Origin of the sequence: Acinetobacter lwoffii (genome assembly GCF_024129855.1) — a bacterium.
GTDB classification, from domain to species: domain Bacteria; phylum Pseudomonadota; class Gammaproteobacteria; order Pseudomonadales; family Moraxellaceae; genus Acinetobacter; species Acinetobacter lwoffii_L.
In genome coordinates this window covers 39,218-53,026 of record NZ_JAMXXC010000004.1, presented here as the reverse complement: position 1 = coordinate 53,026, position 13,809 = coordinate 39,218, and the positions used below count along the sequence as shown (strand labels likewise).

The 13,809-nt window shown below is 43.6% G+C and carries 11 protein-coding genes; 4 read left to right on the top strand and 7 right to left on the bottom strand.

The window, feature by feature from the left end; all coding sequences use genetic code 11:
- The first annotated feature begins 11 nt into the window (after window positions 1–11).
- From NI465_RS05185 to NI465_RS05175, 3 genes are all read left to right on the top strand, one after another.
- Window positions 12–920 carry a pseudouridine synthase gene (locus NI465_RS05185; RefSeq protein ID WP_253144523.1) on the top strand — a complete coding sequence of 303 codons (909 nt, stop codon included), beginning with the start codon at window positions 12–14 and terminating at the stop codon, window positions 918–920.
- A gap of 114 nt (window positions 921–1,034) precedes the next feature.
- Window positions 1,035–1,382 carry a type II toxin-antitoxin system RelB/DinJ family antitoxin gene (locus NI465_RS05180; protein ID WP_114542513.1) on the top strand — a complete coding sequence of 116 codons (348 nt, stop codon included), beginning with the start codon at window positions 1,035–1,037 and terminating at the stop codon, window positions 1,380–1,382.
- Between the two features lie 97 nt (window positions 1,383–1,479).
- Complete coding sequence (locus NI465_RS05175; RefSeq protein WP_004278907.1) at window positions 1,480–1,923, top strand: GNAT family N-acetyltransferase; 444 nt, start codon at window positions 1,480–1,482, stop codon at window positions 1,921–1,923.
- A gap of 42 nt (window positions 1,924–1,965) precedes the next feature.
- Here the strand turns inward: NI465_RS05175 and NI465_RS05170 are convergent, their stop codons facing one another.
- Window positions 1,966–2,673, bottom strand: a complete 708-nt coding sequence (locus NI465_RS05170) for a pseudouridine synthase (RefSeq protein ID WP_253144521.1) — start codon at window positions 2,671–2,673, stop codon at window positions 1,966–1,968.
- 140 nt (window positions 2,674–2,813) lie between these two features.
- Here NI465_RS05170 and NI465_RS05165 point away from each other — a divergent pair, with 140 nt between their 5' ends.
- Window positions 2,814–3,266 (top strand): DUF441 domain-containing protein, encoded by a 453-nt coding sequence (locus tag NI465_RS05165; RefSeq protein ID WP_004645490.1) that lies wholly within the window; start codon window positions 2,814–2,816, stop codon window positions 3,264–3,266.
- 258 nt (window positions 3,267–3,524) lie between these two features.
- Here NI465_RS05165 and NI465_RS05160 read toward each other — a convergent pair whose 3' ends face one another.
- The 6 genes from NI465_RS05160 to hrpA all read right to left on the bottom strand — a co-directional run bounded on the left by NI465_RS05160 (window position 3,525) and on the right by hrpA (window position 13,748).
- Window positions 3,525–3,851, bottom strand: a complete 327-nt coding sequence (locus NI465_RS05160) for a gamma-glutamylcyclotransferase family protein (RefSeq protein ID WP_071851983.1) — start codon at window positions 3,849–3,851, stop codon at window positions 3,525–3,527.
- Between the two features lie 30 nt (window positions 3,852–3,881).
- A complete protein-coding gene (locus tag NI465_RS05155; protein ID WP_086044692.1) occupies window positions 3,882–5,597 on the bottom strand; it encodes an AAA family ATPase in 1,716 nt (571 codons plus the stop codon).
- A gap of 90 nt (window positions 5,598–5,687) precedes the next feature.
- Window positions 5,688–7,694, bottom strand: coding sequence for a hypothetical protein (locus NI465_RS05150; RefSeq protein WP_253144518.1), 2,007 nt, complete (start codon window positions 7,692–7,694; stop codon window positions 5,688–5,690).
- Between the two features lie 196 nt (window positions 7,695–7,890).
- Window positions 7,891–8,643 (bottom strand): 1-acyl-sn-glycerol-3-phosphate acyltransferase, encoded by a 753-nt coding sequence (locus tag NI465_RS05145; protein WP_253144515.1) that lies wholly within the window; start codon window positions 8,641–8,643, stop codon window positions 7,891–7,893.
- A 26-nt stretch (window positions 8,644–8,669) separates the two neighbouring features.
- On the bottom strand, window positions 8,670–9,779 hold the full coding sequence (locus NI465_RS05140) for a beta-ketoacyl-ACP synthase III (RefSeq protein ID WP_004278914.1): 1,110 nt from the start codon (window positions 9,777–9,779) through the stop codon (window positions 8,670–8,672).
- 30 nt (window positions 9,780–9,809) lie between these two features.
- Window positions 9,810–13,748: an ATP-dependent RNA helicase HrpA gene (hrpA, locus tag NI465_RS05135; RefSeq protein ID WP_253144513.1), complete on the bottom strand. Its 3,939-nt coding sequence runs from the start codon at window positions 13,746–13,748 to the stop codon at window positions 9,810–9,812.
- Between the last annotated feature and the right edge of the window lie 61 nt (window positions 13,749–13,809).

The following is a 13,809-nucleotide window of genomic DNA, read 5'->3' as shown; positions in this document are numbered from 1 at the left end:
ATCTGCCTGCCATGCAACCAACTGTTGAATTTAACCCGCCCATGCTCAATGGGGTCAGTGCCAGTAAAGTATTTTTGCCAGCCAGTCCGGATGCGTCCCTGACAGTTTTTGCTTATTTATGCACACAATTCGCGCATATCACAGCAGATGAATGGCAGTCCCGTTTCAACGAAGGTCTGGTCTATGATGCTCAGGGCAATCAATTAACCACAGAAAGTCCATTTCAGGCTAATAGCCATTGTTACTATTATCGCTTTTTGGCACATGAAGTGCATGTTCCTTTTCAACATCAGATTTTATTTGAAAATGAGCATTTCATGGTGGTCGATAAACCGCATTTTTTGACTATGAGTCCGACCGGACAATATGTGCAGGAAACGCTATTGGTTCGGCTTAAAAAACAAACCGGCAATGAGCATTTAACGCCCATTCACCGGCTGGATCGTGAAACGGCAGGTGTTGTCCTGATATCCAAATGTGTGGAATCACGTGGCCTGTACCAGCAGTTATTTGCTACACGGCAGGTGCAAAAAACCTATTATGCGATTGCGGGCTATCAACCTGATTTAAAATTTCCATTGATCACGCGATTAAGAATGGAAAAGGGACAGCCCTTTTATACCATGCACGTGTTAGACGGAACGCCAAATAGCGAGACGGCGATTGACCTGCTGGAACATAATACAGAATGGGCTAAATATGAGTTGAAACCGCATACTGGCAAACAGCACCAATTACGGGTGCACTTGAATCATCTGGGTATTCCGATCCGTCATGATCCCTTTTATCCACAGGTAGCGCACAAGGCGGAAGATGATTTTTATGCACCTTTAAGTTTATTGGCCAAACATATTCAATTCATCGATCCGATCACGCAGAAAAGCATGAATTTCAGCTCGCAACTTGAATTGACACTGTAAATCGCTTGTCATTACAGATTATTTTCTAAAATCGGTCGCTTTAAGATTGAATTTCAAACGTAATTGATTAGAATAAAGGCGAAAAGTTAAGTAATTTAAAGCTTTAAAAATATTATGAGAAAAACTGAAGTTTATCAAATTCGCTTGGACTCGCAAGAGAAGAAACAAGCCTTTGCGGTATTTAAGCAATTGGGGATTACGCCAGCTCAGGCCGTGCGTCTTTTTTTCAAGCAGGTGGTGATTACCAAATCGATCCCCTTCTCGATTGAAAACCAGAATATCAACCTAGAACAACTGATTCGCCTGCGCAAGCTAAAACAAAATGAAGCGAAAACCGAGCAAAATGCGCTTTCCAGTTCTGCCCTGAATCTGCTGGATGATCAGGATATCCAGCTGGATGATGATCATCTTGATTTATTTGAAGAACTGAATGCCATTTTGGGTGAAAGCGACAAAATTTAACATTGTTGCATTTCCGAACAATTTCTAAAGCCTGCCACTCCCAAACTTTGCTATGCTTGATGCTGATAATCAATAAAAAATTAGCATGGAGTATGCAATGCTCGTACGACGCGCCCAGTCAGCAGACCTGAATCAGCTGGCGGTATTATTTGATGAATATCGACAGTTTTATGGTACGTCTTCCAATCCTGAACTCTCTTACCAATTTTTAAAACAGCGTTTTGAAGATGGGCAAACCGTCATTTTCATTAATACCAAAGATGATACTTTTACCGGCTTTATTATCCTGTATCTGGGTTTTTCTTCAGTGGCCTGCTCGACCTATTATATTCTGGATGATGTCTATATCACCCCGGTTTTTCGGCGTCAGGGCGCAGCCAAACAACTGATTGATACCGCGATTTTGTTTGCCAAACATGAACAGGCCTTAAGAATCACCCTGGAAACCCAAAAGAATAATTATCAATCGCATAAATTGTACGAATCCATGGGATTTATCAAGGATGATGAATTTCAGACCTATCACTGTTTCCTGAAATAAGCTCTATTTTTTTAATCATATTCCAAGCGAATAAAAAATTTATTATTCTGAGCGGAATTTGGCCTGCGCCACCTGTTCTGCATTTAAATACAACCATTCTCCTTCAGCCAGTTCAGGCAAGGCCAAAGCACCAATCTGTGCACGATGTAGCTGTTCAACTTTATTACCTACGGCAGCCAGCATGCGCTTTACTTGATGATAGACCCCTTGATGAATGGTCATTTGCAGACGATTTTCAGCCAATCGAGTCACTTCAGTAGCCGCAAAAATACCTTTTTCATTTCTCAATTCGACACCTTGTTCTAGTTGCTGAATCTGTTCATCCGTGACTGGATCCGCAGTTTGCATCTGATAAACTTTGGCGACATGCTTTTTCGGATGGGTGAGCGCTTGCAGAAACTGTCCATCATCGGTCAGCAATAATAGTCCAGTGGTATCCTGATCCAGACGTCCCACACACTGAATCCCCCGATTCAGCAGAATGTCATCAAACAGGTCAAATACACTAAAATGATGCGTCGCCTGATGCGAACACTCATAGCCTTGTGGTTTATTTAAGGCGATATACACTTTTTCCCGATAGGTATGACTTTTCCCATAAACCTCGAAATTTAAGTGATTTAAATCCAGGTTATATTTAGGATTGTCAATCACTTCATCTTGAATTGAAACAGCACCATTTTTAATCAGTTGCTGACAATGCTTGCGGGAGCCGAAACCTTGTGACTGCAACATTTTTTCCAATAGCATCTGTTTATACCTGTATCGAGTGAAGACCTGTGCATTCTATCCTGAAACAGTCATGAATTTGGTTTCTTCCGCTGTTTTCTAGGTATCATGCGTTGAAAAGCTCTACAATAGCTTTATTTTTCACTCTATCTCTCCCCCTTATGTCGCAACTTGATTTGAATCTGATTGTTCTTTTGGTTTTACTGGCTTGCGGTATTTTCAGTCACAATAGTGCCGTCACCATTGCTGCAGCGGTATTAATTGTTTTAAAAATCACACCTCTCAGCAGTTTATTGCCTTATGTACAGGCGCACGGTTTAAATATCGGCATTATTATTCTGACCATTGGTGTTCTGACACCAATTGCTAGTGGCAAAATTTCAGGGGAAAGTATTCTCAAATCTTTCCTGAGCTGGAAGTCTTTGCTGGCAATCGCGATTGGGGTCTTTGTCGCTTGGCTGGGAGGACGTGGAGTAAAGCTGATGTCCAATCAGCCAGATGTAGTGGCCGGACTGTTATTAGGCACAGTAGCAGGTGTAGCAGTATTACGCGGTGTTCCAGTCGGTCCTTTAATTGCGGCTGGGATTTTATCCTTATTGATTAGTACACAATAATGTTCAAATCATCAGCGCCCTTTACCAGTATGCAAAGATTTCTCAAAAATAATCATATAACGGGAAATATGCAGATCGCCCGATGATTATCTTGCGCTAATCTCTAACGCAGTACGTCAGGCTTGCTCAGAAGATACTATCAAATCAACGGAATATTTATTAATTCGATCTTTCAAAATTCAAGCAAAGGAAAGTGAATGATTTTTAAAAGCGGTGACCTGATAAAAATCAGAAATTCAATAAATGACACCTACCAGTCTAATCTTTCAAAGCATAGACCAAACTTTCTACCATCTGACCATTTTCCAAATATACTTTAACCGGAATACGTTGATATTCATCGCCTTCAAATACATCCAGCTCATTCCAATATTTAGGGAGATTCTCGGATATGAATACATAACCGGTAACAGTCTCTCCCGAATCACTGAGCTGAATACCCGGACTGCCCAGCTCAGCACCCCAACCGCGCTGCTGCAAATGCCCACGAATATAACCGGCTTTCCAGCTTCCCCCAATCCGTTCCATCACATGGGCATTGGGTTGCTGCGGACGAAGCGTGCCGTATACGAATAAACTGTGCATCTTAAGAACTCTTAAACATCATTTTGATGATTACTCTACAAATAGTAGTGCTAGACGCACCTGGTCATAAGCCATTTTAGGCGTAGTCAATTCCACAATCGGACGCAACTTAATAGAACCGTCATCATTAAAATGCTCCGAGTTTTGACGCTTGGTCAGGCGTTTATAAATCTTGCGAACCTGCTCCACCACTTCCTCACCCGGATGTGCCAGCGAGATATCCAGCCCCTGCTCTTTATGCAAACGCCCCAAATGATTGATGATGGTTGCCGGGGTCAAACCACGTTCAGTCGCGATATCGGCAATTTCATAACCTTCTTCAAACAGTTCACGCGTTTCGTCTAGCGTTGCAGCGGCATAGCTTTGCTTACCCCCATTCTTGGAAATTTTCTTCTCATTGCGCTGGATTTCAACTTCATTCAAAGTCCCGCCACAATGTCGGATAAAGGCCTTATGCTGTGCCGTCAAATCGACATTTTCAAAATTCGCTTCGGCTTCATCAGAAAGTTCTTGAAAACGGCGATCGGCTTTAATTGCCAGACTATCGAGTTCCAAAGCCTGCTCATTAAAACCTTTTAATCGTAGGCCATTTAAGCTTTTCAAACGGGACAACGCGACATAGCCCTGTCCTTTTTCAAAAGTATGGCTCAGGTCAATCTCGGCAGCTTCCAGGGTCATGCCTTGTGATTTATGAATGGTAATCGCCCAGGCCAGACGCAATGGAATCTGCTGGAAACTGGCAATGGTTTTACCGGCCTCATTGTCTACCGACCAGGTTTCAGGCTCAACCACCAATGTAGTGCCATCGGTCAGTTTGACTTTAGGCAGCACACCATATTCATCATCTTCTTCAAAACTGATCACTTCGCCCAAACTGCCGTTGATATAACCCATATCAAAGTTGTTTTTCACAAACATGACTTTGGCATGTTTTTTCAGGGTTAAGGCTTCAGGCGCTCGCACTGACGATTTTAAAGTCTCGATCAGCTTTTCATTGCCATCACACTGCGCATCAAACTGGCGCGGATCATTGTCAATTTCATTCAGATGTTTAAAGTTAATACTGTCCACATCCATATTATGCGTATACAGGCGCGTATAGGTATCACCAATTTCTTGATGTCGCGTGGCCTGTAAAGCAGTGCGGTGTTCATGCCTAATCGCCTGCGCACGGATCGCATTCAGAATGTCATTCAAATAATCATTGCCCTGACGATGCTGCTCAGTTAGGTAGCAAACGCGAAACTTGGCTTCGACCCAAGCATCCGACATAAAGCAGAATTTGTCGCGGTTGCGCTCATCATTTTTACCGACTGGCGGTAACTGGAAAAAGTCCCCTGCTACAATCACCTGAATACCACCGAAAGCTTCATCACTTTCCTTGAAATATTTCAATACCTGATTGACCAGATTCAGCTGCTTGGCATGCAGCATTGAAATTTCGTCAATAATCAGGACTTGCGCATTTTCCAGATGTTCTTTTAAGTATTTGCGCTCTTTCATCCGCTTTAAGTCTTCTTCAGACAAAAAGTCTTTAATGCCAATGCCTGCCCAGGTATGAATAGTCATACCATTCATGTGTGTGGCTGCAATACCGGTCGATGCGGTAATCGCGACGGCGACCTTACGTGCCTTTAAATAATTAATATATTGATTCAGCGTATAGGTTTTTCCTGCACCGGCAGAACCGGTTAAAAAGACATTTTCTCCTGCTTTGAGTAACTTAAGGGCAGTTTCCTGTTTCATAAGAGCAATACCGTAAAAGAACGGCTATAGCCTAACGATTTTTAGCGGAAAAGTTAAGCGTCATGGAGGAAAACAAGCTGTATTGAACTGTCAGGCCTGCAAGTTGAGCCAGTTAATAAAATGCATGGCGATATTACTGTATTCAGCTTCTGCTTTCTGGTTATTCGGATATTCCAGCTGATCAAAAATCACCTGTCCATTCACCAATTGACACCCCAAGATCAAGGGTAGACGCACAGCCGGATGAGACATACGAAAGGCCACATACTGCCCTTCCACAATTTGCTGAGCATAGCTTGCCGCCAGACAGTTCCTGAAAATTTTAGATTCCTCTAAAATCCGCTCCAAAGTTTTAAGCTCTTCAAAACGCCAGTTGAAATACAGTAAAAATGAAACCTGAGTGATTGGTGTCCAGTTCACCAGTGCAAACTGTTTTTTCAGCTTGGCGATCATTTCCTGCTTTTGAATCTGATCATGCCAGACGACCGCCTGATTAAACAAACTGGTCCAGCTCAGGTTTTTCGGTATTTCTGTATGGCTGGAAAAATACTCTACCAGATAGTCACGCACATAACTGTCAAATAGCGACTCACGTACATGCCCGCTTTGCAAATAAAACAGCTGCCTGAACTCAGTAAAAGGAATGCGATAGCGGTGCAGAACATTATAGAAATCACGATTCTGCTGGCTTTGAGGCTGAATATACACCAGAACCTCATCGGGTAAATGCGCCGTAATTTTATATAAATGCTGCATATAAGCCTGCATCATCCGGCTCAAGTTCAGATAAACCTTTTTAGTCAGCTGATCATCCATTTTAACCACATTGCGCAGCAGCTCCATCCATTCGTCCAGATACAGAATTGAAGGGCTAATCGCAATCCGCTGATCCTCAATCGATTGGCGTGTGCCTTTTAATACCACCGCCTGATTATACTGATGCTGAAACCAGTCATGCTGGATTGCATATTCATGCATGCTATGAATAAACAGTCGCGCCGAGACATATTGAAAATATTGCAAAGTCGCCAAAATAATCTGGGGATGAATATGATGGCTGTCTACAAAACTTAAGGCAGTTACTGCAACGCGTACACTGCTATGCTGGATATTATTACTGATCCAGTCCAGTACCTCGGCCGGTTGCTTGAAGATCCAGTTCACGGCACGATGACAATCAAATAGTGGCAATCGGGCTACTTTTTTCTGCCATAAATACGGATGATTTTCCAGGAAATTCCGTTTGGATAATAAATCATCCCAATGCCACACGTCCCGGTTCATCAATCGGACAAAACCGAGCAAATTACTTTGCTCCTCAGCATGCCGATATAGCAAACAGATATCATCAGTATGATCATTCAATTCATGCAGATTAAAGCGCTCTTCAAAAGACAGCGACATAATCCGGAACAGTGCCGGAGGCAAAAACTGTGCGGCGCTAAAACAGAACTCATCCAGACTGTCCATCAATGACTGGATCGACAGGAATTCATCCTGCTGTAGACACTCCAAAGAAAAAGCCTGTTGCAAGCTTTCAAGAATCTGCTGTGGAATCTCTTGTTCATCTTGAATAAAGTTTTGCATGACAGGTGCTGTATACAACCCGGCCTTGATCAGCTGCTGGTCGATAATCTCAGCTTGAACAATCGACATTTGCTGCAAAAATTCGGACACCCGTTCCAGGCCATTAACCCACGCATAAACCTGAGCCAGGATAAGCTGACGTAACTGTTTGGCTTTGTCGCGTAAATACAGCGAATGCTGTGGTTTTAAATCGCCAGTCAGGAAATAGATATCCTGTAAAAAGAATTCCTCCAGGGCTTCTGCCTTACATTGCTGAAAATAAAAATGACTGTCAACCAAAGCAGGTGCAGCTCCAGAGTCTAGTGCATAGGGAGTATGAAACTGGATATAAAACAGACCATCCAGCAATTCAATCCGGCACTGATCCTGCTGAATTTTTATTAAATTTTGTGCATTCAGATGACCAATTATTGCCATCTGATCAAGATAAAGCTGGTTCAGCTCTGGAGAAATCCGTAAACATTGTTGTGCCAATAACCTTAAAGATGCTACCAAGCTTTCCTGTTCCATACGTACACCTCGGTCATCTTAGAATCATCTTATTTTTATATTGGATCATGCTGAGTCCTTGATCGCCAATCAGTGAACACTTAAAAATACATTATGGCATCACTTGCACTATAAAACCGTCCATGCATCCTCATTGCTAAAAATAGAACATTTCAATAGATCATAGCCTAGATTTTACAGGAAGAATTTTTCTTTTTTAGTCTTGCTGACGTAGCGCCTTAAGCTCGGCCAAGCCGGTATAAATATGTTGCTGCAAGCTGTGTCGAAATGCAATCAGCTCTTCCTGAGTCTGAACCTGAGCAATCGATTGTCGCGGCATAAACTGAAAATAAAATGGCAGGCGTTTTGGGAATAATCGTTTAGGCAAAGATGGAATCACATCGCCCTGACGTAATAATTTATTGAGTTGTGGTACTTTGAGGAGTTTTTGAAAATATTTATGCTGGATGATCTTATTGGCATCAAAGCCAATCTCATAGACTTCATCCCCACCAAGCGCAGCAAAAGGGACAATATCATAGTTGAATTCCTGAGCTAGCTTTAAAAATCCGTAGTGTTGCTTCCAGATCAGTTGATACTGTTCACCCTGACGTTTGAGTACTTCGCGTCCACCTCCCGGAAAGACCAGAATAGAATAACCCTGCTGCATCACAGCACGTACATAATGCTGGATGCCATCAACTACCCCAAACTTCTTCACGGCTTCACGCCATAACGGTACATAAAAATGGCTATGATCCGCAATACTGACCACAGCCACCTTATGTTCGTTATAGAGATAATCAATCAGCATCGGCGAATCAAAGATGCCGTACATGGAATGATTACCGACATACATTGCAGGCCGACTGGCATCAATATATTCAGCCCCTAAAAATGTAGGGGTAAAATATAATTTAGATAAGGCACTTAAGCGTCTAATCCATTGCCCATCATGTTTGACCTGCAAGCTGTCTGCTCCTTATCTACCCCGGATTATGCCACGCGCTTTTGGACCAGAATCGAACCTACCGAATAACCCGCACCAAATGAGCACAACACGCCATATTCACCATCTTCAACTTCATGTGCAGTACGGTGCAAGGCAATGATCACCCCAGCAGAAGAAGTGTTGGCAAACTCATTCAAAATGATCGGCACCAGACCAGGTTTGGCATTTTCTTTGCCGACCACCAGTTTCAAGATCAGCTCATTCATGCTGGCATTGGCCTGATGTAACCAGAAGCGTTTAACACCTGTCGGCTCAATCTGATTCTTTTCCAGTTGCGCAGTAATCATTTTCGCAACCAGTGGACAGACTTCTTTAAATACCTTACGACCATCCTGACGGAAACGCTTGTCGTCAATGTCAGCATTTTCAGAGGTATTCAAGAAACCGAAGTTATTGCGGATGTTATTCGAGAACTGGGTAAACAACTCAGAATCCAGAATTTCAAAACCGGTTTTGCTGTCGGTATTTTCAATAATTGAAGCGGTTGCCACATCACCAAAAATAAAGTGACAGTCACGTGAACGGAAATCGGTATGTGCAGAGGTAATTTCCACATTCACTAATAACACACGGCGCGCGCCTGCTTTGATCGCATCATAAGCCTGTTTCAGACCAAATGTTGCTGCAGAACACGCCACGTTCATGTCATAGGCATAACCTTTGATGCCTAGAGCGGTCTGAATCTCGATCGCCACAGCAGGATAAGCACGTTGCAAATTCGAACATGACAAGATCACGATATCAATGTCTTCGGCAGTCACACCGGCATTTTCCATCGCCTGCTTGGCTGCGATTACACCCCATTCTGCCTGCAGTGAAATTTCATCATCTGCACGTTCACGTAAATTTGGACGTAAGCGTTTTGGATCAAGAATACCTGATTTTTCTACGACATAACGGCGTTGTACGCCAGATGCTTTTTCAATAAAGTCTGCGCTAGAACCACGACGTGCTTCCACTTCGCCTGCAGCGATTTTGTCAGCATTTTCGTGATTAAACAGTTCCACATAAGCATTTAAACTTTCAACTAATTCTTCATTGGTGATGACATGTTCCGGATGGAATAAGCCCGTACCCGTAATGCGGATGCCCATGTAAAATTCCTTATCTGAATTACCTATATCTTAACTGATTCCAAGACGATCCCATACTTTTTGCAAGCGAGTTGGAGACACGGGTGCTTTTGTTTTCATCGGTTGTGAAAACAATGAGATTCTTAACTCCTCGACCATGAAATATAATTCTTTCAGACGAGGGTCATCTTTAAACTGAAATAATTTTTCCATCCATTGATCAATTTGGTCAATGGCGGAATTGTCCCTTTGTAGATTATTGGGCAAGCGCTCCAAACGTAAGATCAAAGCTTTTAAATAACGTGGAAATTCAACCCAGACATCAGAAGGTTTACGATACACAAAATCAGAAAGACTCATTAAATCAAGCTGATCTTCAATATCATTGATATTTTTTTCAAACACAGAATGGTCTAAAACCAATAATTTCCGGCGGATTTCCTGCCACTGGATATAAATATCCGTGATCTCTTTCAGGGAAATTTGGCCATAAGTTAGGAAAGATTTTTTTACATCTTCAACCAGTTTTTGGAACTCTTGCGCATTGACAGGAAGCTCATTAATGGAAATTTGTATTGTGGCATAAACTAACATTTGTTCCAGTTGTGCCTTATCACCGAGTGGTGAATAAGCCAGCGCCAGAGGTTTGGAAATCTGTTTTTTCAACTGACGAGTCAAGTCTCCGAGTTGCATATGCACCAGTCGGATCACCCCTTCACGATGTTTTTTGACCGCTTCAGCCTGATCATTGAAAGTCTGAATCACTACACCCGATTCATCTTTCTGCTCTAGGGCAGCAAAAGCTTTGGTTGGAACCAGCGCCTGGTACTGCTTGACCACGACACCGGTGACTTTTTGCGAGGCTTCAAATACAAAGCTTTCTGGGAAGGTTTTAAATTCACCTTTAAGCTGTTTGACCGGACTATGCGTTTCAGTCCGACAGCGCGCTTTCAGCTCGGCAAGATCACGCCCTTGTTCAATGACACGGCCTTTTTCATCAGTAACTTTAATAAAAGGCAACAGATACTGATCGACCCGGTCAAAGCTGAAATCTTTCTCCGTGATTTGATCGCCTCGCAACTGGAATGCCAAGAAACTAAAAATATGTTTCTGTAAATCCTGCGCATCTACTTTTGCTATGAGTTTTTGTGCAGTATCCGGAATCGGCACCAGATTACGGCGCTTATCCTTCGGCAAAGCTTTTAGCAATGCTTCAATCAGATCCAGACGCCAACCCGGAATCCCCCATGACCAGATACCTTCATCGACCTGTGCCAAAGCTTGCAGTGGAATTTTAACCGTCGCACCATCTTCATCATGACTCGGGTCAAAGCGATAAGTCGCCGCCAGACGCAGACTACCATTCTGCAAATAGTCCGGGAATTGCTGTGTTGTCGGACGGTCATTCAGCCACAGCGCATCATCATCGACAAATAAATAACGCGGATTCTGGGGCTCTACTGTGGCACGCCAGTCTTCAAAACTACGCCGGCTGGCCACTTCAGGCGGCACTTTCGAGGCATAAAATTGGTAAATGGTTTCTTCATCAACAACCAGATCACGACGGCGCAGCTTGTCTTCTACTCGCTCGACTTCTTCCAGTTTAAGCAAGTTATGCTTTAAAAATGGTGGAGTAATCCCTAGATGACCGGTAGTTAAAGCATCCCGCAAGAAAATTTCATGCGCGGCCGCCTGATCTACTTTTTCATAATTGATTGGGCGTTTCGGCTCAATAATCAGACCAAATAATGAAATCTGATCATAGGCATTCACCACACCGGCTTTTTTCGACCAGTGCGGTTCAAAATAATGATGCTTGAGCAAGTCACGCGCGGCCAGCAGAATCCATTCCGGCTCAATCTTGGCTAGGGTACGCAAATACACCTGGGAAGTCTCGACCATTTCAAAGGCCATCACCCACGGCGTATTGGTCTTGTGCAAGGTAGAAGCTGGGAAAATCCGTGCTTTTTGCTGACGCACCGCCATAAAAACATTACGCTCATCGGTCTTGTTGGCGATAAATGATAAGAGACCGGTCAACAAGGCACGGTGCAGATTCTCATAACTGGCTTTATTTTCATTAAATGACAGTTTTAAACCCTTAGCCAAATCCACCAGCTGCTCATGAGTTTTCTTCCATTCACGTAAACGCAGCCAGCTCAGGAAGTGATTACGCGCAAAAGTACGGCGCTTATTTTCACTCATGCTTTCGCGATTATTGTGTAGCGTTTCCCAAAGCTTGATATAGAACAGGAAATCAGAATCGGCTTCACGGAATAGTGCATGTTTCTGATCCGCCTGCATCTGCTTGTCCGCAGGGCGTTCACGCGGGTCCTGAACTGCAAGTGCGGCCACAATCACCAGCACTTCATTCAGCACGCCAAAATGTGCACCACCAAGAATCATGCGGGCCAGACGTGGATCGATCGGCATTTTCGCCATTTGCTGACCGATCTTGGTTAAGCCACTGCTTTGAAGTCTCCCTTTCTCAAAGGGTGAGGCGTTATGCGACGCAAGAGAGGGATTTGCTTGATCATCTTCAGTTTTAGGAGAATTTTTCTCAGCCATTGCCCCCAGTTCAATGAGGAGCTTGCGGCCATCATTGACCAAACGATGATCTGGTGGTTCGATGAAATCAAAATCTTCGAGTGAACCCAAGCCCAGACTTTGCATCTGCAAAATTACAGATGCCAGGTTGGTTCGCTTTATTTCTGGTTCGGTAAACTCAGGACGGCTCAGGAAGTCTTCCTCAGAATACAGACGTATACAGACACCCGGCGCAATACGACCACAACGACCTTTACGCTGGTTCGCGGCTGCCTGAGAAACGGCTTCAATTGGTAGACGTTGCACCCGTGAACGATAGTTATAACGCGAAATACGGGCAAAACCGCTATCAATCACATACCGGATATTCGGAACGGTTAAAGCTGTTTCTGCTACGTTGGTGGCAATAATAATGCGTCGCCCGCCACCAGAAGGATTAAAGATTTTCTGCTGTTCGGCCAGCGCCAGACGCGCATATAAAGTTAATACTTCCGTATGGCGTGGCCCATGTTTGATCAGGGTTTCCTGTAACTCGCGAATTTCCTGCTCGGTACTGGCAAAAATCAGGATATCGGCATGTTCGGGATGACCTTTTTCCTGTGCATCCTGAAAGCATTCTTCGACTGCTTTGACCACAGCGCGAGGCAGGTTTTCTTCAAAATCATCAAACTCATCATCATCACTACCGCCAATGCTCATTTCCGAGATCGGGCGATAACGCAGCTCTACCGGGAAGCTGCGGCCTTCCACTTCAAAAATTGGTGCACCATTAAAGTAACTGCTAAAACGGTTTACATCCAGGGTTGCTGAAGTAATGATGACTTTCAGATCGGGACGACGCGGCAACAGTTGCTTCAGATAACCCATAATGAAGTCGATATTCAGTGAACGTTCATGCGCTTCATCAATAATAATCGTGTCATATTTGGTCAGGTATCGGTCATGCGTCAGTTCGGCCAGTAAAATACCGTCTGTCATCAAACGCACAATTGAGTCTTGTGAACCCTGTTCCGTAAAACGTACTTTAAAGGAAATTGATTCACCGAGTTTTTCGCCAACTTCTTCGGCAATACGCTGTGATACGCTGCGGGCTGCCAGTCGACGCGGCTGGGTATGTCCGATCATTCCGGTCAGGCCACGTCCAGCCAGCATAGCAATTTGCGGTAACTGGGTGGTTTTACCAGAACCGGTTTCACCAGCTACAATAATAACCTGATGCTTTTGAATCGCGGTAATCAGCTTGTCAGCATACTGGGTTACCGGCAGATCCTGATTTAGCTTGATGTTCGGAAGACGCTCAAGCCGTTGCCGTACTTTCAGATTGGATTTTTCAAATAATTCCTGATACTGCTTAGCATCTGCGTCTTTCCCTTTTTTCAGTCGATTTAAACGGTGACGGTCACGCGCCATTATCCATTGATCTACATTTAAATGACTCTGCACAGAGAAAACACCCACATCAAAAAACCGGAAAGGTTTATTTTACTTGGTTCATTAGATTTCA